Source organism: Bradyrhizobium cedriense (assembly GCF_054602315.1).
On the sequence record NZ_JBTSWB010000004.1, the window covers coordinates 949,584 to 969,863 of the forward strand.

Consider the following 20,280-nt stretch of genomic DNA (forward strand, 5'->3'; position numbering starts at 1 on the left):
GAGATTCAACAAATAAAGACATCACATGGAGGAACACATGACCGGCGACACCGCAGCCATCATCTCGAAAGCGCGCGAGCATTCCATCGGCGATCTCTTGCGCCGCTCGGCGGGCCGCGAGCCGAACAAGCTCGCGGTAAGCTGCGGCGACGTCAGCTGGACCTTTGCCGAGATGGATGCGATCTGCAACCGGCTCGGCCGCGGCCTGCTCGGCCTCGGCGTCAGGAAGGGCGACCGTGTCGGCGTGCTCTCGCGCAACTCGCACGCCTTTGCGGCGCTGCGCTTCGCGGTGGCGCGGATCGGCGCCGTGCTGGTCCCGATCAACTTCATGCTCAACCCGGACGAGATCAATTTCATCCTGAAGAGCTCCGGCGCAAGGCTGCTCGCGACCGGACCGGATTTCCTCGAGCAGGCACGCGCGGCCAGCGCCCGGGATTGCGCGGTCGAGAAGATGATCTGGCTGCCGGGCGAGGATGCGGCCTCGGCGCCTGCGGGCCTCACCACCTTCGATGATCTCCTGCATGCCGACGGCTCGTTCCTGGAGGCATCCGTCGACAGCCGCGAGCTGGCGCAGATCGTCTACACCAGCGGCACGGAGTCGCTGCCCAAGGGCGCGATGCTGACCCATGAAGCCGTGATGTGGCAGTATGTCAGCTGCATCATCGATGGCGGCATGAGCGTGGAGGACAAGTTCTTGCACGCGCTGCCGCTCTATCACTGTGCCCAGCTCGATGTCTTCCTGGGACCGCAAATCTATCTCGGTGCCTCGGGCGTCATCACCGGCAAGCCGGCCGCCGACAACATTCTGGCCCTGATCCAGGCCCACAGGATCACGTCGTTCTTCGCGCCGCCGACGATCTGGATCGCGATGCTGCGCTCGCCAAACTTCGACGAGACCGATCTGTCGACGCTTCAAAAAGGCTACTACGGCGCCTCGATCATGCCGGTGGAGGTGCTGCTCGAGCTCCAGCGTCGCCTGCCAAACGTCAAGTTCTGGAATTTCTACGGCCAGACCGAGATCGCGCCGCTCGCGACCGTGCTGCGGCCGGAGGATCAGCTGCGCAAGGCCGGCTCCGCCGGCAAGCCCGTGCTCAATGTCGAGACGCGCGTGGTCAACACGACGATGGAAGACGTCAAGGTCGGCGAAGTCGGCGAGATCGTGCACCGCTCGCCGCATCTGCTCTCCGGCTATTACAACGACCCCGTGAAGACCGCGGCCGCGTTCTCCGGCGGCTGGTTTCACTCGGGCGATCTCGCCACTGTCGACGACGAGGGCCACATCACCGTGGTCGACCGCGTCAAGGACATGATCAAGACCGGCGGCGAGAACGTCGCGAGCCGCGAGGTGGAGGAGATGGTCTACCGCATCCCCGCAGTCTCCGAGGTCGCCGTCGTCGGCCTGCCGGATCCGCGCTGGATCGAGGCGGTGACCGCGGTCGTCGTGGTCAAGAGCGGCGAGAAGCTGGACGAGGAGGCCGTCATCAAGCATTGCGCCGGCCAGATGGCGCATTTCAAGGTGCCCAAGCGCGTCATCTTCGTCGACAGCCTGCCCAAGAATCCGAGCGGAAAGCTGCTCAAGCGCGAGCTGCGCCAGCGCTTCGTCGGCGGCGAGACGCTCGACAAGGCGATCCAGAAGAATTTCGGGACCTGAGACGGAGCGATCGTCATGAAAGCCTGGCAGGTGGCACGCGATTGGTCGATCGAGGGAATGGATCTGGTTGATCTGCCGGACCCGACGCCGGGACCTGGCCAGGTCGCCGTGCGCATGAGGGCGGCGTCGCTGAACTATCGCGACCTGCTGACCGTGCAGGGCAAGGGCGGCGTTTCAAGATTGCCGCTCATCCCGTTCTCGGACGGTGCGGGCGAAGTGGTCGCGGTGGGCGATGGCGTGACCCGCGTCGCGGTCGGCGATCGGGTCTCTCCGATGTTCTTCCAATCATGGATCGATGGGAAGGTTTCGGCGGCAAGCCGCCGTTACGCGCTCGGCGGCACGCGGCCGGGCGTCCTGCAGGAGGTCATGGTGCTCGATGCCGAGGGCGTCAGCCACATTCCTTCGCATCTGTCGCTCCAGGAGGCCGCGACGCTGCCCTGCGCCGGGCTCACCGCCTGGCGCGCGCTGTTCGAGGAAGCGAAAGTGCAGCCCGGCGATACCGTGCTGGTGCAGGGCACCGGCGGCGTGTCGATCTTCGCGCTGCAATTCGCAAAGCTCGCCGGCGCGAGCGTGATCGTGACGTCTTCGAGCGACGAGAAGCTCGAACGCGCCAGGGCGCTGGGAGCCGACCACACCATCAACTACCGGTCGGTGCCGGAATGGGGCAAGGCCGCGGCGGAGTGGACCGGCGGCGGCGTCGACCACATCGTCGAGGTCGGCGGCAAGGACACGTTCTCGCAATCACTGGAGGCAGCGCGCGTCGGCGGCACCATTCTGGTGATCGGCATACTTACGGGCGTCTCGCAGCAGATCGCGATCTCCAGCCTGTTCGCCAAGAACCTGCACGTCTTCGGCCTCTCCGTCGGGAGCCGCCGCATGTTCGAGGCCATGACGAGAGCGATCGGACGCAATGGCGTGAAACCGGTGATCGATCGCGTGTTCAGCTTCGATGCCGTGCCGGACGCGATGCGCCTGATGCAGCACGGCGGCCATTTCGGCAAGATCGTGGTCGAGTTCGCCTAGCTTGTCTGACCGGCCAGCTTTCTGATGTCGTCCGGCGTCTGTCCGAAGCGGCGGCGAAACACGCGGTGGAAATAGGATACGTCGTGAAATCCCGCGAGATGCGCGATCTCGATGATCTTGCGCCCGCGCATAGCGGGATTTTGCAGCAGCCGCTCGGCCCGCAGCAGCCGCTGCTCCAGCACGAAACCGCTATAGGTAATGCCGGCGCGCTCGAACAGCAATTGGATGGTGCGCGGGCTGATCCGGTGCGCGGCGGCAAGCTCGGACAGCGACAGGACCTAATCGGTCCCCATCACCTGCCGGCAGAACTGCTCGCGCCAGCCCTCATAGGTCGGCCCCGTGGGATCGCCACTGAATGAGAGCTGAGGCGGGGTCATCGGTCGGGCCGTAAACGTTGGTGGGCGATCTGTATCCTGATCGGGTCACCGAGGTGCGGCAACGAGAAAAGCGCAAAATTGCGTGAAAAACCACTCGCAATCGCGCGTTGAGCCGGTGACCAGGTGCCGCAGCACGCCAGTCCGCGCCGCTGAGGCTCAATACTTCTTCACCGTCGCCCCGAACGCCAGCCACAGCGCGATCGACGCGAGCCCGAAACCGCCGAGCAGCAGGAAGGTCGGTCCGTAGCCGATCCATTGCGCGATCCAGCCGCCGAGAGCGGGACTGAGGCTCGCGCCGACACCCTGCACGGTGATCACGGCGCCCTGGCCCAGATTGATGCGCCCGGTGCCGTTGAGCGAGCGTGCGACCATGCCGGGGACGGCGACGGTTTGCAGACCGGTGCCGATGCCGTCGAGCACCTGCATCGGCACGACGCCCCACCATCCCGTGACGAAGAATGCGAGCACGCCGCGGATCGGCAGGAACATGAAGGAGACCAGGATGATCGGCCAGTAGTTGCGCTTGCTCGCGGCCTTCATCGCGATCAGCGAGGTCACGATCATCACGCCCTGGGCGATCACGACGGTGGTCGCGACGAAGCTCGGGCCGTTGGCCTGCTCCTCGGCCACCGCCGCGAGTCCATAGAGCGGCACGATGGCGGCGTTGCCGAGGTGGAACAATGCGAGCGCCAGCGCCAGGACCAGCAGAGCCCGGTGCTTGGCCAGCATCGTGAGCGCATCCGGCGCGCTGTCGGGATCATCCTCTCTACAGCCCCGCGCGGCGCGATCGTCGATCGCCTTGGCGGGGATCATCATCACGCATGCGATCGCGATGGCGCCGAACACGGCCGCCAGCGCGAACACGGCGACATAGCCGAACTTGTAGCCGAGATAGCCCGACAGCGCAGCGCCGACCATGTTGCCTGCATGGTTGTAGGCCTGGTTGCGGCCGTTGAGTGCGTTGAAGCCCTTCTGCTTGGCGATGCCGAGGGTGATTCCCGTCACCGCCGGCACGATCGCGGCGCTCGCCAGCGACTGCGCGACTTGCGAGAACGTCACCGCCCAGAAGTTTTGCGAGATCAGGATGATCGCGGAAGCCGAGACCACGCAGATGCCGGGAATGACGACCCATAGCCGCTTGTTGCGGCTGGAGTCGATGAGGCCGCCAATTGGCGTCGTGACCAGCATGCCCGCGACGTTGCCGATCGTCATCGCGGTTCCGATCAGGCCGGTCGCCCAGCCGCGCTCCTGAAGAAAGACACCCACGAACGGCCCGATGCCCGACTGCATATCGGCCATGAAGAAGTTGAGCGCGAACAAAGGCCAGATACGGGACGAGGAGGGGGACCGCGATGTCATCGGTACTCGAACATGCTCCTCGTGCGTCGTGATGCCTCTCGGCCAATGGGTTTGGCACGAGCCTGAACGTAACGGGCGCTCGCCGCGTTGGTTCCAATCACTGCTGTCGGTCATCGATCTTGCCGGGCGCTTGGCCGCAATGTCATCCTGCGCTCTTCCAACGGAGCACGAGTCATGTCTCTCTGGACCTGCGAAGCCTGCGGCGCTCAATTTCCCTCACGCGGAGCACCGCCCGCCTCCTGCCCGATTTGCGAGGACGAACGACAGTTCGTGAACTGGAAAGGGCAGACCTTTCTCACGCGCGAGGAGCTCGCGCGGACGCACCAGGTCGTGGGACGCGACGATCTCGGCCTCACCGGGATCGGGATGGAGCCGAGCTTTGCCATCGGACAGCGCGCACTGCTGGTGCCTCAAGACGACGGCTGCGTGATGTGGGACTGCATTCCACTCGCGACCGACGAGGCCATCCAGTACGTCGCGGCACTCGGCGGGCTGAAGGCCATCGCGATCTCGCATCCGCATTACTACGGCGCGGTCGCCGACTGGAGTGACACGTTCGGCGGCGTACCAGTCTATCTGCATGCCGACGATCGGGCCTTCGTCACACGGCCTCATCCGGCCATCGTGCACTGGACCGGCGAAAACCACCGCATCTCCGAGGACGTGCTGCTGCTGCGCACCGGCGGCCACTTCCCGGGCGCTACCGTGCTGCACTATGCACGCGGTGCGGAGGGCAAGGGTGCGCTGCTCACCGGGGACGTCGCTCAGGTGACGATGGACCGGCGCTTCGTCAGCTTCATGTATTCCTATCCGAATTACATGCCGATCAACGCCGCCGCAGTGCGACGGATCGCGGCAGCCGTCGAGCCGCTCGCCTTCGACCGGATCTACGGAGCCTGGTGGGGCCGCAACATCGCCGCGGGCGCCAAGGCAGCCTTTGCGGCGTCGGTTGCGCGCTATCTGTCGGCCATCGCCTGAGCCGGCATCCGGATCGGATTTATCTTGCCGCCGTCTAATAACTGTACTAAAAGTACAATTATATATCTGATGCAACGACGCATCGGCGGGGGCCGGCATGATCGATGCATCGCGCAAGCCACAGGGGTTTTACGACCTCCGTGGCGGGAGCTGTATGCATGACGGCGCAGCGTGACTACGAGATTTTCGAAGCCGGCGACGTCCTGCTCCGGTGCGGGACGGTCTTTCCCTCGCTGAAGCTCGCCTACAAGACCTACGGCACGCTGAACGCGGCGCGGGACAACGTCATCCTCTATCCGACCTCGTTCAGTGCGCAGCATACAGATACTGAATGGCTGATCGGGCCGGATCGCGTGCTCGATCCCACGCGCTACTTCATCATCATCCCGAACCTGTTCGGCAACGGCCTGTCGTCCTCGCCCTCGAATACGCCGGCGCCATTCCCCGAGGTGGCCTATCACGACGCCATCGCGGTCCAGCACCGGCTGCTCAGCGAGCGGTTCGGCATCTCGAAGCTGGCCCTGGTCTATGGCTGGTCGATGGGCGGGATGCAGGCCTATCACTGGGCGGCGCTCCACCCTGACATGGTCGAGCGCGCCGCGGTCGTCTGCGGCAGCGCCCGTTGTGCGCCCTACAATTACGTGTTCCTGGAAAGCGTGAAGGCCGCGCTCACGGCCGACCCCGCCTTCCGCGATGGCCGTTTCGCCGAAAAGCCCGTTGCCGGCTATCGGGCCATGGGGCGCGTCTATGCCGGCTGGGCGATGTCGCACGGCTTCTATCGCGACGAGCTCTGGCGCGAGGCCGGCTTCGCCTCGCTCGAGGATTATCTCGTCCGTGCCTGGGACGCGACATTTGCGCGGCGCGATGCCAACGACCTCCTGGCGCAGATCGGGATCTGGCAGAATGGCGACGTCAGCCAGTGCCCGGCATTCGCGGGTGATTTCGATCGGGCGCTGGCGGCGATCAAGGCTCACATGCTGCTGATGCCGGGCGCGACCGATCGCTATTTCGATCTCCGCGACAACGAGGACGAGCTCGGCCGGCTGGTCAATGCCAAATCCGCCGTGCTGCATCCGATCCCGTCGCCGCATGGGCATCGCGCCGGCAACCCCGTGACCAATCCGCGCGACCAAGCCTTCATCAAGGCCGAGATCGCCGAGCTTCTCCGCAAGTAGGGCAGGCAACCGATCATGAGCGACGCAACCGTTTCAGACACCAGCCATCGCCTCAAGCCGCTGACGCCGGCCATGCTGCGCGAATTGTCGGTTCGCTCCGACCTCAGGGGGGCGGCGCAGAGCCTCGGTCATTACAGCGTGATCTTGCTGGTCGGCGTGCTGATCTGGAAGGTTGCGTCGACATGGGGCGTGCTCTGGGCGTTGCCGCTGATGGCGGTGCAGGGCTATGTCGTCGCTTTCCTGTTCATGGCAGTGCACGAGACCGCGCACAAGACCGCGTTCAAGAGCCGCTCCCTCAATCTGGTCGTCGGCCATCTGTCGGCCTTCCTCATTGGACTGCCCTACGAATATTACTGCCTGTTTCATTGGGACCACCACCGCTACACCCAGGATCCGGAGAAGGACCCGGAGCTGATCGTCGGCGTGAAGCCGACGTCCGACACGCAGCTCGCGCTCGCCTATAGCGGCCTTCTTCAGGTTGCCGGCCGGCTGCGGCTGATGCTCGGCCATGCGATCACCGGCAAGGTCACCGTGCCCTGGATCCCCGAGAGCAAGCGCGCCACCGTCGTGGCGGAGGCGCGAATCTATGCCGCACTCTATGCACTGCTGCTCGCGCTCTCACTCTGGCTTTCCTCGGCGCTGCTGCTCTGGGTCTGGATCGTGCCGCTGATGATCGGGCAGTTCTTCCTGCGGCCCTACCTCTATGCCGAGCATACCGGTTGCGACCGCACCCGCAACGCCTTCCACAACACCCGCACGACTTACACCGGCGCGGTCGTCAAATGGTTCGCGTGGAACATGCCCTATCACGTCGAGCACCACGCCTATCCCTCGATCCCCTTTCACGCGCTGCCCAAGCTGAACGAGATCGTCGATGGCGAGATCGTCCATCGCGGCCGCGGCTACATCAGAACAACGCGCGAGACCTGGGCCTGGTTTCGCCGGCAGCGGCCGGCCGGCTAGTCGCGCGCACTTCTTCCGCACGCGTTTGCCAGCTCCCGATAGAAAGCTTCATTGCACGTTCATCACACGGGCATATCGGACGGCTCATTCCAATACCGTTTCGCCCCGCGGCCGCGAAGCGATCGGGATTTCTCATCGAAATCAAGTATTTGGATGGCCGCGAAACGCGGCTAACAAATGCTTCCCGATAGGGAAAGTTTTAGCCGTCTTGTATTCACGACCAAGCGAGGCCGCCGCTCTAACGTGCAAGCCATCAACGGGAGATTGATGATGAGCGCGACGAGAGGCCGTCTTCTTGTGGTCGACGACGACCTGGTGCAGCGGGTTTTGATCAGCAAGATCGGCTCGAAGCTCGGATACGATTCCGTCGTCGTTCCGTCGTACGAGGCTGCAACCGAGCTTCTGGCGCGCGAAGCCTTCGACGTCATGGCGCTGGATCTGTCGCTCGGCGGGCGGGACGGGGTGGAGCTGTTGCGCTTCGTCGCGGAGCGAAACCTCCGCGCGATGGCTATCGTGATCATCAGCGGCTGCGATGATCGCATCATGAAGGCGACGCGCCGGGTTGCCACCGGGCTGAAGCTGCATCTCGGTGGGTGCCTGACCAAGCCGCTCGATCTCAGCCGCCTGCGTTCCGCGCTCGAACTGCCGCAGCGTTCGCCGTCAGCCGCCACATCTGCTGCGCCGCCGCCCCGGATCACGCCGGACAGAATTGCGCGGGGCCTCGCCGATCACGAGTTCTTCGTCGAGTTTCAGCCGAAGATCGCGCTGCGGACCGAGCGGGTCGTCGGCGCAGAGGCACTCGCACGCTGGCGTACCGCCGAGTTCGGCATGGTCTCCCCCATGGTCTTCATTCCGATCGCCGAGGAGGCCGGCCTCATGCGCGAGGTGACCGACTGCATCCTGTCGTCGGCGCTGTCGCAGGGCCGCAAGCTGATCGAGCGCAATCCCGGTTTCACCATCGCCGTCAACATCTCGGGCTCGCTGATGTCGGACCTGACCCTGCCCGACCGGATCGAGGAGATCCTGCGCCGCGAGAACGTGCCCCCGTCGTCGCTGACGGTGGAAATCACGGAGACCATGGCAATGGCGGACGTCGACCGCGCCAACGACATTCTGGTGCGTTTGCGGCTCAAGAACATTGGTACAGCGATCGACGACTTCGGCACCGGCTATTCGTCGCTCGCGGCCCTGGCGCGGCTTCCGTTCAGCGAGCTGAAGATCGATCAGTCCTTCATCAAGGGCTGCGAGTCCGACGACGACATGATGAAGATCGTCGATGCTTCCGTCGCGCTGGCGAAGGCGTTCAACATGAAGGTCGTGGCGGAGGGTGTCGAGAGCTCGCAAGCACTCGAAATCATCCGCCGGATCGGCTGCGACGTCGCTCAGGGTTTCTACTTTGCTCCTTCGCTGCGGCGTTCGCGCGCCGAACGATGGATATCGCAGCGCAATTCTCTCGCAGACGAAAAGGTTGCGGCCCCAGCGGCCTTGGCGAGTTGAGACGACGAACCCCGGCCGCAAAGCGACCGGGGTTGCGCCAGCCGACGGCTGTATCAGTAGATCCCGTAGGCGCAGACATTCACGACGCGCACACGCAGGCCATGACGGGTCCGGACGAGGCGCTCCTGATAGCAGTTGCTGACGCCGGTGTTGACGTACAGACCGCCAAAGCCAAAGCCGGGACCCCAGTGATGATGGTGACCCCAGTGATGGCTATGGAATCCGCCGGCCGAGGCGGCGGTGGGGGCGAGAGCGGCAACACCGAGCGTGCCGGCGGCGATCAGACCAAGTGCAAGCTTACGAAACATCTTCATTCTCCATTTGGCGCGGGGCCATTGTTGTGTCCCTGCATCTCGGTCGAGGCGAAACGCGAACGCGTTCATGGCGCCCGGGAAGAATCGTGTTTCAGGATTGTTTCGTCGGCTGCGGCAAGATGCGTCGCGATCGGGCTTTTTGCACCGCGCGATATCGCGCGGCCATGGCCCGCGTGAGCTCGGTCATCTTGTCGCGGAGATCGGCGGGTTCCAGCACCTCGGCCTCGGGACCGAGCCTCAGCAACTCGGCCGCGGCGTGCCACGACGTCTTGCCGACCGGCACTCGCGCAATGCGCCAGCCGTCTGCATCAGTGGTGTCCTCGAGCTGCGTGCGTGCCTTCACGTAGGGCTGGCTCAGCGCGTCGAGCAGTTTGACGCCGAACGGCGACAACCGCACGATCGCGACATTGGGATGCATCTCGGCCTCGAGACGCAGGGTCGCGGCCTTCCAGTAGGCGGCAAGATCGAAATCGGCAGGCCGATCGAAGCGGTCGTCGAGCGCCGTGCAGTCGAGCACGCGCGCGACGCGATAGGTGCGCACGCTGCCATCGACATCGCCGGCGAGATACCAGCTGCCGCCCTTCAGCACGAGGCCGAGTGGCGCGACGCGGCGCTGTTTCTCCGCGCGCCAGCTGCGGTAGCGGATCCTGATCAGCGTCCCGCGAAGCACCGCGCCGGCAATCGTGCGCAGATGCGTTGGCTCTTCCGCCTCGCCGAACCAGCCCGGAGCGTCGAGGTGAAAACGTTCCTGCATCCGCCCGGCGTCCTCGCGCAAAGTTTCGGGCAGCGCGGCCATGAGCTTGTTCTGCGCGGCGATCATCGCCGCATCCAACCCGAGCGCTGCGGCCGGGCCGGGCAGGCCGGCCAGGAACAGCGCGCCTGCCTCGCTCTGCGACAGTCCGTTCAGCCGCACGCGATATCCGTCGAGCAGGCGATAGCCGCCTTCCGCGCCGCGGTCGGCGTAGACGGGAACGCCTGAGGCGGCGAGCGCGTCGATGTCGCGATAGATCGTGCGCACCGAGACCTCGCAGGCCTTCGCGAGCTCGGGCGCGGTGACCTGTCCCCTGGCCTGGAGGGTGGTGAGGATCGACAGCATCCGGCTCGCACGCATGATCCCTTAGACCATACCTGACAGAGGATGTCAGGTATGGTGCGCTACAAGCAGCCCAGCGCCAGCCGGCCAGAGGGAGACTGCCATGACCGATCCGAACCTCATCACGCTGTATTACTCGCCGCAAAGCCGCGCCACGGGCACGCGGGTGCTGCTGGAGGAACTCGGGGCTCCCTACGATCTCCACGTTCTCAACATGAAGGCCGGCGAGCAGCGCTTGCCCGGCTACCTCGCCATCAATCCGCTCGGCAAGGTGCCGGCGGTCCGCCATGGCGAAGCGCTGGTGACGGAGCAGGTCGCCATCACCATCTATCTCGCCGACCTGTTCCCGCAGGCCGGCCTCACGCCTGCCCTGAACGATCCGCTGCGCGGCCCCTATCTGCGCTGGATCGCGTATTACGGGTCGTCGTTCGAACCGGCCCTGATCGACAAGTTCATGCAGCGCGAGCCGGCGCCGATCACGCAGTCGCCCTATGCCGACTACGACACCATGCTGGGTGCGCTCGAGGCGCAGCTGTCGAACGCGGGCCGTATCTGCTCGGCGAGCGCATGACGGCCGCCGACGTATTGTGGGGCGTCGCGTTCAGCTGGACCATGATGTTCGGCATCGTGCCGAGAAAGGACGTGTTCGTCCGCTATGCCGAGCGCATGACGGCGCGGCCGGCGTTCCAGCGCATCAATGCGGCGGATGTGGAGATGGCGGCGGAGCATGCCGAGGCTGCGGGAGGCTGAAGCGGCGCGCGCCGCGATCTCCGCCGTCGTCCCGGGCAAGCGTACGCGCAGACCCGGGACCCGTAGCCACAGGATCTTGTTTTGCGAAGAGGCGGAGTGGCATCGTGTGCGGCGGCATTGTCCGCCGCGAGCCGTTAAAACCGCGGCGGCCGCTTTTCCGCGAACGCCTTGATGCCTTCCTTGATCTCGTCGCCACGCATGCTGTCGCGGTGCCGCCGGTCGGCTGCGGCATCATCAAGCTCGTCGCGGGCGAACTCGTTGATCGCACGCTTCATGCCACGCATCGCCTGCGGCGCGTTGCCGGCGAGGATCGCGGCGAGCTTTTCGACCTCCTCGTCCAGCAATTCCACCGGCACCATCGCAGTGAGATAGCCGATGCGCAGCATCTCCGGAGCGCTGATCTTCTGCGCGGTCAGGAACAGTCTCTTGGCATTGTCCACGCCGAGGCGGGCCACGAAGCGTTTGATGCCGCTCGGATAGTAATGCAGCCCGAGCCGCGCCGCCGGCATGAACATTTCCGCGGTATCTACGCCGACGCGGAAATCGCAGGCCAGCGCCAGGTCGGTCGCGCCGCCATAGACACCGCCGTTGAGTCGGCAGATGGTCGGTATGCCGAGATCCTCCAGCCGGTTGACGACCACCTCGAAGGCCGAGCCCGCGCTCTGCTGCTCGCTCGCGCTGACCGCGCGCTCGGCCACCGAATTGAGATCGTAGCCCGCAGAGAAGGCGCGCCCGGTGCCGGTCAGCACCAGAACGCGAATGTCAGGATCGGTTTCCACCCGGTCGAACAGTCTCGTCAGTTCGCCGAGATCCTCCGCCTGGAGCCGGTTGAGATGTTTCGGTCTGTTGAGGCGGATGGTGGCGCGTGCGCCGGTGATTTCGAGCAGGGGGCCGGTCGCTGCCTCGGCTGTGTCCGACATTCTTGTCTCCATTGTCGGCGCCAAAGTGCCCGCCCGGGCCGAGGCCGTCAACGACAGGGCGCCGGCAGCTTCATTGGCGCCGCTGCATCACGCCCGTCGTGTCGCCGTCGTCGCCGGTATGCCTACCTGAAATGCGGTGGCTCGTCGTAGCCCCGCCGGCTGCTGAAGAACAGCAGGACCATCAGCCCGACGCCGACGATGATGGAAAATCCAGCGCCCAGCGCCAGCGCCACGTAGCCTTCCGTCGGGATCGGCTCACCTTCGACGGCCATTGCGGCGTAGGCGAAATAGCCGGCCGCCGCCAGCATTGCCAGAAGGAGGATGATGAGGAGCGCACGCATGCCGCGTTCTCCGGTTGCAGCCGGTAACCAACGGTTGCGGGTCGAGGCGGTTCCTCGGTTCGACGCCCGATTCACCGGGAGGAAATCGGCCAAACCTAGGGGCGCCGCAGCCTGCGGATCAGGCGCTCTGGGCGGTCTTCACCACCACGACATTGCTGTCGTCCGGCTGGGGCGGGCCGGCATCGCGCACCGTCTTGTCAGCTTCGCCGGCATGACGTTTCAAATAGTCGCGTCGCATGCCGATCTCGTCGCGAACGAATTCATAGCCGAGCTTGAAGGTGTCTAGCCCGTCGGTACTGATCGTGCCGTCTCTGAGGCCGATCACGGCGCCGCGCAAGATCGCCTCCAGCTCGTCCTGGAGACATTCGAGCTGATCCAGCGAGTGGGCATGCTCGATCCGCTCACCGATGTCGAGGATGGCGGTGGAGAGCTCGCTGGCCTTCTCCGGCGCGATCCTCGTGATCTTGGTGTAGACCGCGGCGAAGATCGACCCGATGATACTGAGCGCGGCAACGCCCACATACATCAGGTCGCTGTACTTATCGATGAACGACTTGGTGTCGTCGTTGATGTAGTCGGCGGCGCCCCGGTGCGCGATCACGAACGCATCCTTCTCGACGGAGGCCGGCTCTATCCGGGTGGCGAAGCCGTTGTCGAGCGCGAGCGCGGACTTGTTCTCGTAGACGATGCGCGCGAGCTCCCCTGCCGTGGTCGGGGACATTCTGGATTGTGCGACCAGGAGCCATTCGAGCCCGATCGTGTCGAGATCGTCGTCGGGAATTTGCGGGGATGTCGACAACGTGCCCGCCGTCAGCGTCTCGTCGGAAATGCCGGGGAATTTGCGGGCCAGCGTCTTGGCTTCGTCGATCGCGTTCAGCGTGAAGCCGCCGCCGCGTCTGGCGGCTTTCTCATAGGATTTGTCCCTGACGGCCCTGGAGGCGTGGACGATGGCGATCACCGCGCCAAAGCCATTCGGCGGGGCAAACAGCTTGTCGAGCGTTGCGCCCTGCGGCGCCATCTGGACCCTCGCAGCCTCGGGACCGTCGGGGATCTCGAGGATGCTGCGGACGAAGGCGAGCGAGGCTTCGTTCTCGGCGACGACCGCGACTTTCTTCTTCCTCAGCTCGGAGAGGGACTTGATCTTCTTGGTGCCGGGCCCGAGCAAGAGCACGAGATCGTGCTCGAGGATCGCGAGCGTGCGCGCCCGCAGCGGCACCTTGGCGTCCGTGCGCAGCACGGCGAGGTCGGCCTGCTTGCGGTCGAACTGCGCGACCGCCTTGGCGTTGTCCGCGTTGTTGACGATCTCGATCCGGATGCGGGAGGCATCGCTCTTCAGCACCGTGGCGAGTTTGGCCGCGAAAAGCGCCTCGTCACTGTTGGGAGCGCCGACGGCAAAGGTCAGCGTCTCCGAACTGTGCAGCAAGGCGCGGCCGCCCCAGACGGTGGCGAACGACAACAGCAGGGTCAGCACGACGTAGAGCAGGACTTGCTGCTGATTGGTCTTGATCACCTTGGGACGCCGGGGTGGCGGCGGTGTCAATGATGCGGTCGGGCCCTCGGTACTCATGGCGGCACTCTGGCCTTGTACTCGGACGGCTTGCGGCTATTGGCCGGCGCCTTGCAATCGTAAACGTCTGAAAAAAGGACGGTATTTTCCGTCGCCGATGATAGCGCGGAGGTGACGGAATGCAAATTTCGAGCCGGAGGTAACCTTACTCGATGCGGGCGCGGCGATTGGTCATCCTATCACCAGTTAGCCACAGTTGGCGATTTTCCGGTTCCCCCGGCTGCATTCCGTCGCGGGAGATGTCATAAATCAGGCGTCCCGGCGATTTGACCGGTCCAAGAAGAAGTTGCGCTGAACGCTCCAATTCTTCTCGTCACGTCAATGAGGCGTCAGCTTGTCGTTTCCACCCATGTCATCGGCGATTCCGGTTGAAGCGCTCATTGGCTGGATGTTGCTGCTCACCTTCAAGCACATCATCGGCGATTTCGTTCTCCAGACTGCCTGGATGGCGCATGGCAAGGACCAGAAGCATGGCTGGGCCCTGCCGCTCCTGGTGCACTGCCTCGTTCACCTCGCGGTTGCGCTGCCGCTGATCCTGATCGTGGCCCCGAAATTCTGGTTCGTGGCGTTCATCGACTTCGTGATCCATATCACGATCGACCGCGCCAAGGGGTTCGTCTCCGCCAATTTTGGCGTCGACCTTGCGCATCCCTGGTTCTGGACCCTGATCGGCGTCGACCAGGCGCTGCATCACCTTACCGGGTTCGGCCTCTCCATCTTCATGGCGGCGAACTGACTGCTGCCCCCTTGCGGCGTTTGGCTGGAAGCCATCGCTTGCATCACGAATGGTCGTCATGCCCGGGGCTTGTCCCGGGCATCCACGTTCTTCGTGCCGCTTGGTTCTCCGTGAATGGCCGGGACAAGCCCGGCCATGACTTTGGGAGAGCATTTGCGCCCCCGGCGCCTCTGATTCGCGGCGGGGGCGCAAGCACTCCGGGTGACTACCGGGCCGCGTGGTTAACCTTTCATTAGAGAATTGCGCTGCATCTTCCTGACACGAGGGAGAACTGCAATGTTTTCAAGCCGCGACACCTTTGAAAGCGATTTCTGCCCGGTCCGCGACGAACTCCTTGGCGAGATGTATCGTGCCAGCGAGAGTGGGTTGCCGAGGCTGGTTGAGAGTGTTTCCCCTGACGCGCGCGCGAAGCTGGCGCTGTTCTGCTACCGGCGCAGCCATTTGCACTCGCTGGCGGTTGCGATTGCCGCAAGCTGCAGCGAGCGCGACCTGATCGAGAACGGCGGCCGCGTCGGCTCGACGCTCTACGCGCTGTCGCGCGAAGGCGCGGCAAAATCGTCGCCCTCGGTGTCGGGCGGGCGCAAGCCGATCACGCTATCGACCAAGCCGCTCTCGGTGCTCGCACCGCTCGATGACGAGCTCGACGACGAGATCGGCGAAGCCGTTCCAGCCTAAGCGGCCTCTATCGCAGGCAAGCCGAACCTCCGCCGCGCCATCGCGCATTCGGCGTCGCCAGGCATGCACGTGCGGCACACCTCCGGCCGCACGGCATAGATCCCACAGGCCGTCATCTTTCCGATCTCTCCCTGCAAGGCAGAGCAGCGATCGCCCTCGCAGCGCATGCCGGACTGGCGTTCGTTGACCAGCGTTTCGGGAATGGCGGCAAGCTCCTCGTCGCTCTCGATCGAGAAGCGCGGCCAGTTCGCCGAATAGCCGCAGCAGGCGCCGCAACCCTGGCAACAGCTCGACAGATCGTGGGGTGTGGTCCGTTCCATCGTCGTCACGTGTCCTTTGGCGGGCCCCAGACCAGGCTCTGCCGCCATCTTGCCCGCAGCACGTCGCGCCGCTCCGGATATTTCTCGTCGAGATAGGTCGCCTCGACCACACGGTCGGTGCGGAAGCTGCGGAAGTCGCCGCGCAGCTCGCACCAGGCCGCAAGCAGCCGCACCGCTTCGAGATAGCCGACCGAAATCGGCCAGATCACGCGCTCGCTGGGGCGGCCCTGCTCGTCGCGATAGCGCAGTATGATCTTCCGGCCTTCGTGGATCTGGGTACGAGTGCGCGCCATGTCCAGGCGGTCCGGCTCCCTGTTCCAACTCGGTCGCGCCCGGCTTGCGGGTTCCAGCACGAAGGGCCGCAGGCGCTCAGGTACGGTGTCGGCAATCTTGGCCATCAAATCCTCGGCCGCGCGCGCCAGCGCGGAGTCGGCGTGGCCAGCGACCCATTGCGCGCCCAGCACCGCCGCTTCGATCTCGTCGGGTGTCAGCATGAGCGGCGGGAGGTCAAAACCCTTTTCCAGGATGTAACCCATGCCGGCTTCGCCGCGGATCGGCACGCGCTGGCCGATCAGTGTCGCGATGTCGCGATAGATGGTGCGCTTCGAGGTCTCGAGCTCGGCCGCAATCGCGTCCGCCGTCAGCGGCTTACGCGTGCGCCTCAGCACCTGGATGATTTGAAACAGCCGGTCGGCGCGTCTCATGACGGGTCTCTTGTCGCTGCTTTTTGTCGGTGGCCTCTTCAGAAGGCGGCGCGCGGCTGCTGACAGAGTGTTGGCAGCAGGGGAGTTCTATACCGGGACAACACATCGACTGAAGAGGATTTGTCCATGATCATTCCAACCCATTTCGGCCCGGCCGGCCCGTTGTGGCGGAGCCAGCCTTGCCAGGTCCAGCCGTGGCAGGCTTGGGCATTCGGCCGCCTCGCTTCGCTTGATTCCACGGTCGTCGCCCTCCGTCTTGCGCTCGCGACCGCCGTGACGCGCTCGCTGGTCCATGCTGCGGATGCGCTGGTCCGCCAACTGATGGGTCGCGCCTGGCGCGGGGCCCGCTTCGCAGAAGATATCACGGCTGCTGCCACCATGGTGGCAGCAGCCGACCGCTAGGTTCCGTCAACTCGTTCGACAGGTTCAGGAGAGCTTGCATGATCACGCTTTACGGTTTCGGCGCCGGCTTTGGCCTGCCGGAAATCAGCCCCTTCGTCACCAAGACGGAGGTGCAGCTCAAGATGGCGGGACTTCCTTACCGGAAGGAGCGGGCGATGCCACCCGCGTCGCCGAAGGGGCAGCTGCCCTTCATCGACGACGGCGGCGAGGCGGTGGCCGATTCCACCTTCATCCGCGCCCATATCGAGCGCCGCTACGGCTTCGATTTCGACGCGGGACTCTCGTTGCAGGAACGCGCGCAGGCCTGGGCGTTCGAGCGCATGATCGAGCATCACGTCTATTGGGCGCTGGTCGGCGCGCGCTGGGTCGATTCGGTCAACTTCGCCAAGGGTCCTGCGCATTTCTTCGATGGCGCGCCGGAGCACAACCGCGAGAAGCTGCGCGAGGATGCGCAATTCCGCGTCGCCGAGAACTATCTGCTCTCCGGTCTCGGCCGCCATGCGCCCGATGACGATGTCGATCTCGCGGTGCGCTCGCTGTTCGCGCTCTCGGTGCAACTCGGCGACAAGGCGTACCTGATGGGCAACAAGCCCTGCGGCGTCGATGCCACCGCCTTCGGCGCGCTCGCGGGGATCCTGACGCCGTTCTTCGAATCGGCCTTGCGCGAGCGCGCCGAAGGATTTCCGAACCTCACCGCCTATGTCGATCGCATGATGGACAATTACTATCCGGAGTTCGCCTGGACCCCGCTGCGGCAGGCGGCGTGAGGCGGATCTTGTTGTCCACGGGCTCGGTGCACCTCTCCCGCTTGCGGGAGAGGTCGACGCGCTCGCAGAGCGCGGCGGGTGAGGGCTTTCTCGGCTAAGGGACTTCCTCGACAAGCCTCGCACCGCCACCGGGGCCTCGGCCACTCTCAAGCACGAAACAAAAGAGCCGGCCCGATGGGCCGGCTCTCCTTGTCTCAAATCTTTCGCCGCGTCTACTTCACCAGCATGTACTTGCCGTCCTTCACCGTGAGCAGGATGCGCGAGCGCTCGTCGAGGCCGTAGCGGTCCTTTTCGGTGAAGTTGTAGACGCCTTGGCTCGCCGCCAGCTCCTTCTCCGTCAGCAGCGCCTGTCGAATGGCTTCGCGGAATTCCGGCGTGCCAGGTTTTGCGGTTTTCAGCGCCGTCGGGATCACGCGCTTGAGGATCTCGAACGCGTCATAGGAGTGGCCGGCAAACTGGCTGCGGCTGTTCGGGCCATATTTGGCTTCATAGGCCGAGTTCAGAGCGAGGCCCGGCTTCTTGGTAAGCGCGGTGTCCGGCTGGTCCTCGGGGTCCATGACGGGACCGGAGGCCATCAGCACGCCCTCCGCCGCTTTGCCGGCGATGCGGATGAAGTCCATGCTGGCGGCACCATGGGTCTGGTAGATCAGGCCCTTGTAGCCGCGCTCTCGCAGCTCGGTCTGCGGCAGCGCGGCCGCGGTGCCGGAGGCGCCGACCAGGATGGCGTCCGGATTGGCCGCGACCAGCTTCAGCACCTGCCCTGTCACCGAGGTGTCGGGACGGGCAAACCGCTCCTCGTCGACGATGGTCATGCCCATCGGAACCGCCTGGGCCTTCAGGTCATTGAACCAGAGGTCGCCATATGAGTCCGAGTAACCGATATAGCCGAGCGTCTTCACGCCTTTGGCCTTCATGTGATCGTACAGCACCTTGCCCACGATCGGAATCGGCTGCGGCATTGCGACCGACCACTTCATGCGCTCGGGCGTGATCGGGAACGGCGCGAGGCCGAAATGCGGGATGCCGGCCTCGTTGGCGACGTTGGAGACCGCGATCGTGGGCGGCGTCAGGGCCGAGCCCATGATGATGTCGGCCTTGGATTCGGTCACGAAGCGGCGGGCGTTGGTGGTTGCGGTGGTGGGATCGCCGCCGTCGTCGAGCACGATCACCTTCAACGGCACGCCGCCGATCTCCTTCGGCACGAATTCCAGCGCGTTGCGCTCGGGAATGCCGAGGGCAGCGCCCGGGCCGGTCGTGGTGGTGGTGATGCCGATGGTGATTTCGCTGGTCTGGGCCAGCGCAGGCAATGCCGGCAGCGCAAGCGCGGCCGCAGTGATGGCAGCGGTCAAATAAAAACGTTTCATCTATTCCTCCCTTGACGTGTTTCTTTGAAAGCAGAAATCGGGGGGTAATTCAGCCCCCTCTTTTGGTGATGCGGCGATTTAGCTCCGGGCTCAGCTCCCAGTGAATTTGGCTACCATTTCCGCCGGGAAAGGTGCCGATTTCAGCTTGTCGGGGTTAACGGGGTCGCGGCCGACGAGGACGCGGGTCTCGAACCCCTCGATCGCCAGCGCCTCGCCCTTGTAGACGTTGTGCTTCACCTCGAAGCTCGAGCGCTTGATGCTCTCGATCCTGGTTTCGATGGTGATCCAGTCGCCATAGGTGGAGGGGATGTAGAACTTGGCCCGCGTGTCGACCATGGGAATGCCCACCAGGCCGTATTTGCGGACCAGGTCCTGCTTGGAGAAGCCGGCGACCTCGAACAGGGTCGAGGTCGAATCGTCGAACATCGCGAAATAGCGCGGGTAATAGACGATGTTGGCGGGGTCGCAATCGCCCCACTGGATCTGGACCTCGCGCCGGTTCACGAACATCTGGCGCGCCTTATTTCGGCGCCATGCGCAGCGAGCCGTCGAGGCGCACCACTTCGCCGTTCAGGTAGGCATTCTCGACCATGTGCAGCGCGAGCGCGGCGAACTCGTCGGCATTGCCGAGCCGGCGCGGGAAGGGGATCGCGGCGGCGAGCGAGTCCTGGGCTTCCTGCGGCAGATTGGCGAGCAGCGGCGTGAGGAACAGGCCGGGCGCAATCGTCAGTACGCGGACGCCGAACTGGGCGAGCTCGCGCGCGATCGGCAGCGTCATGCCGACGATGCCGCCCTTGGATGCCGAATAGGCCGACTGGCCGATCTGGCCGTCATAGGCGGCGACGGATGCCGTGTTGATGATGACGCCGCGCTCGCCGGTCGCCTGCGGCTCGAGCTTGGACATCTCGGTGGCGGCGAGGCGCAGCATGTTGAAGGTGCCGATCAGGTTGACCTTGATCACCTTGTCGAAATCGGCGAGCGCCATCGGGCCGTCGCGGCCGACCACGCGCTTGGCAACGCCGATGCCGGCGCAATTGACCAGCACGCGGGCCGGGCCGTGGGCCTTCGCCGCTTGCGCGATCGCGGCTTCAGCGGAAGCGGCATCGGAGACATCGCAGGTCACGGCCACGCCCTTGATCTCGGCGGCGACGGTCTCGGCGAGCTTGGTGTTGAGATCGAACACCGCGACCTTGGCGCCCTGCGCCGCAAGCTTGCGCGCGGTCGCCGCGCCCAGTCCCGATGCGCCGCCGGTGACGATGGCTGCCTGATCCTTCAACAACATGAGGTTCTCCTTTGGCGATGAT

General features: G+C 64.8%; 22 protein-coding genes and 1 pseudogene. 11 read left to right on the plus strand and 12 right to left on the minus strand.

Annotation, left to right across the window (positions count from 1 at the left end; translation table 11 throughout):
* Positions 1-37: 37 nt before the first annotated feature.
* Positions 38-1,651, plus strand: coding sequence for an acyl-CoA synthetase (locus ACYCVF_RS21100; protein ID WP_459606606.1), 1,614 nt, complete (start codon positions 38-40; stop codon positions 1,649-1,651).
* Between the two features lie 15 nt (positions 1,652-1,666).
* A complete protein-coding gene (locus ACYCVF_RS21105) occupies positions 1,667-2,674 on the plus strand; it encodes a zinc-dependent alcohol dehydrogenase family protein (RefSeq protein WP_459599586.1) in 1,008 nt (335 codons plus the stop codon).
* Here ACYCVF_RS21105 and ACYCVF_RS21110 read toward each other — a convergent pair.
* Entirely contained in the window at positions 2,671-2,949 is a 279-nt protein-coding gene (locus ACYCVF_RS21110) for a helix-turn-helix transcriptional regulator (RefSeq protein ID WP_459599718.1), read from the minus strand. The two genes, ACYCVF_RS21105 and ACYCVF_RS21110, sit on opposite strands and share 4 nt — an antisense overlap.
* A gap of 258 nt (positions 2,950-3,207) precedes the next feature.
* The gene (locus ACYCVF_RS21115) at positions 3,208-4,410 is read right to left on the minus strand and encodes an MFS transporter (RefSeq protein WP_459599588.1); all 1,203 of its coding nucleotides are present in this window, start codon (positions 4,408-4,410) and stop codon (positions 3,208-3,210) included.
* A 174-nt stretch (positions 4,411-4,584) separates the two neighbouring features.
* On the opposite strand from ACYCVF_RS21115, the gene ACYCVF_RS21120 reads away from it, so the two are divergent.
* From ACYCVF_RS21120 to ACYCVF_RS21135, 4 genes are all read left to right on the plus strand, one after another.
* Complete coding sequence (locus ACYCVF_RS21120; RefSeq protein ID WP_459599590.1) at positions 4,585-5,388, plus strand: MBL fold metallo-hydrolase; 804 nt, start codon at positions 4,585-4,587, stop codon at positions 5,386-5,388.
* Between the two features lie 158 nt (positions 5,389-5,546).
* Positions 5,547-6,563 (plus strand): alpha/beta fold hydrolase, encoded by a 1,017-nt coding sequence (locus tag ACYCVF_RS21125; protein WP_459599592.1) that lies wholly within the window; start codon positions 5,547-5,549, stop codon positions 6,561-6,563.
* 15 nt (positions 6,564-6,578) lie between these two features.
* The gene (locus ACYCVF_RS21130; protein WP_459599593.1) at positions 6,579-7,526 is read left to right on the plus strand and encodes a fatty acid desaturase; all 948 of its coding nucleotides are present in this window, start codon (positions 6,579-6,581) and stop codon (positions 7,524-7,526) included.
* A 270-nt stretch (positions 7,527-7,796) separates the two neighbouring features.
* Entirely contained in the window at positions 7,797-9,023 is a 1,227-nt protein-coding gene (locus ACYCVF_RS21135) for an EAL domain-containing protein (protein ID WP_459599595.1), read from the plus strand.
* A 53-nt stretch (positions 9,024-9,076) separates the two neighbouring features.
* On the opposite strand, the gene ACYCVF_RS21140 is transcribed toward ACYCVF_RS21135, so the two are convergent.
* Both ACYCVF_RS21140 and ACYCVF_RS21145 read right to left on the minus strand, forming a co-directional pair.
* Positions 9,077-9,331, minus strand: coding sequence for a hypothetical protein (locus ACYCVF_RS21140; protein ID WP_459599597.1), 255 nt, complete (start codon positions 9,329-9,331; stop codon positions 9,077-9,079).
* A 97-nt stretch (positions 9,332-9,428) separates the two neighbouring features.
* On the minus strand, positions 9,429-10,448 hold the full coding sequence (locus tag ACYCVF_RS21145) for a helix-turn-helix transcriptional regulator (RefSeq protein ID WP_459599599.1): 1,020 nt from the start codon (positions 10,446-10,448) through the stop codon (positions 9,429-9,431).
* Between the two features lie 85 nt (positions 10,449-10,533).
* Between ACYCVF_RS21145 and ACYCVF_RS21150 the strand changes: the two are divergent.
* A pseudogene (locus tag ACYCVF_RS21150) lies at positions 10,534-11,180 on the plus strand (glutathione S-transferase family protein).
* Positions 11,181-11,314: 134 nt separating this feature from the next.
* Here the strand turns inward: ACYCVF_RS21150 and ACYCVF_RS21155 are convergent.
* The 3 genes from ACYCVF_RS21155 to ACYCVF_RS21165 all read right to left on the minus strand — a co-directional run bounded on the left by ACYCVF_RS21155 (position 11,315) and on the right by ACYCVF_RS21165 (position 14,008).
* Positions 11,315-12,100, minus strand: a complete 786-nt coding sequence (locus ACYCVF_RS21155) for an enoyl-CoA hydratase/isomerase family protein (protein ID WP_459599601.1) — start codon at positions 12,098-12,100, stop codon at positions 11,315-11,317.
* A gap of 122 nt (positions 12,101-12,222) precedes the next feature.
* A complete protein-coding gene (locus tag ACYCVF_RS21160; RefSeq protein ID WP_459599603.1) occupies positions 12,223-12,441 on the minus strand; it encodes a hypothetical protein in 219 nt (72 codons plus the stop codon).
* 118 nt (positions 12,442-12,559) lie between these two features.
* A complete protein-coding gene (locus ACYCVF_RS21165) occupies positions 12,560-14,008 on the minus strand; it encodes a TAXI family TRAP transporter solute-binding subunit (RefSeq protein WP_459599605.1) in 1,449 nt (482 codons plus the stop codon).
* A 388-nt stretch (positions 14,009-14,396) separates the two neighbouring features.
* Between ACYCVF_RS21165 and ACYCVF_RS21170 the strand changes: the two genes are divergently transcribed.
* On the plus strand, positions 14,397-14,744 hold the full coding sequence (locus ACYCVF_RS21170) for a DUF3307 domain-containing protein (protein WP_459599720.1): 348 nt from the start codon (positions 14,397-14,399) through the stop codon (positions 14,742-14,744).
* A gap of 276 nt (positions 14,745-15,020) precedes the next feature.
* Positions 15,021-15,419: a hypothetical protein gene (locus ACYCVF_RS21175; RefSeq protein ID WP_459599607.1), complete on the plus strand. Its 399-nt coding sequence runs from the start codon at positions 15,021-15,023 to the stop codon at positions 15,417-15,419.
* On the opposite strand, the gene ACYCVF_RS21180 is transcribed toward ACYCVF_RS21175, so the two are convergent.
* Both ACYCVF_RS21180 and ACYCVF_RS21185 read right to left on the minus strand, forming a co-directional pair.
* Positions 15,416-15,739, minus strand: coding sequence for a YkgJ family cysteine cluster protein (locus ACYCVF_RS21180; RefSeq protein WP_459599609.1), 324 nt, complete (start codon positions 15,737-15,739; stop codon positions 15,416-15,418). The genes ACYCVF_RS21175 and ACYCVF_RS21180 overlap by 4 nt on opposite strands.
* 5 nt (positions 15,740-15,744) lie before the next feature.
* Positions 15,745-16,443: a helix-turn-helix transcriptional regulator gene (locus ACYCVF_RS21185; RefSeq protein ID WP_459599611.1), complete on the minus strand. Its 699-nt coding sequence runs from the start codon at positions 16,441-16,443 to the stop codon at positions 15,745-15,747.
* 126 nt (positions 16,444-16,569) lie between these two features.
* Between ACYCVF_RS21185 and ACYCVF_RS21190 the strand changes: the two genes are divergently transcribed.
* Both ACYCVF_RS21190 and ACYCVF_RS21195 read left to right on the plus strand, forming a co-directional pair.
* Positions 16,570-16,845, plus strand: coding sequence for a hypothetical protein (locus ACYCVF_RS21190; protein WP_459599613.1), 276 nt, complete (start codon positions 16,570-16,572; stop codon positions 16,843-16,845).
* 38 nt (positions 16,846-16,883) lie between these two features.
* A complete protein-coding gene (locus tag ACYCVF_RS21195; protein ID WP_459599615.1) occupies positions 16,884-17,612 on the plus strand; it encodes a glutathione S-transferase family protein in 729 nt (242 codons plus the stop codon).
* A 212-nt stretch (positions 17,613-17,824) separates the two neighbouring features.
* Here the strand turns inward: ACYCVF_RS21195 and ACYCVF_RS21200 are convergent, their stop codons facing one another.
* The 3 genes from ACYCVF_RS21200 to ACYCVF_RS21210 all read right to left on the minus strand — a co-directional run bounded on the left by ACYCVF_RS21200 (position 17,825) and on the right by ACYCVF_RS21210 (position 20,258).
* Positions 17,825-18,976: an ABC transporter substrate-binding protein gene (locus tag ACYCVF_RS21200; RefSeq protein ID WP_459599617.1), complete on the minus strand. Its 1,152-nt coding sequence runs from the start codon at positions 18,974-18,976 to the stop codon at positions 17,825-17,827.
* A gap of 90 nt (positions 18,977-19,066) precedes the next feature.
* Positions 19,067-19,486 carry an acyl-CoA thioesterase gene (locus ACYCVF_RS21205; protein WP_024340606.1) on the minus strand — a complete coding sequence of 140 codons (420 nt, stop codon included), beginning with the start codon at positions 19,484-19,486 and terminating at the stop codon, positions 19,067-19,069.
* Between the two features lie 10 nt (positions 19,487-19,496).
* A complete protein-coding gene (locus ACYCVF_RS21210) occupies positions 19,497-20,258 on the minus strand; it encodes an SDR family NAD(P)-dependent oxidoreductase (RefSeq protein ID WP_459599620.1) in 762 nt (253 codons plus the stop codon).
* Positions 20,259-20,280: the final 22 nt, after the last annotated feature.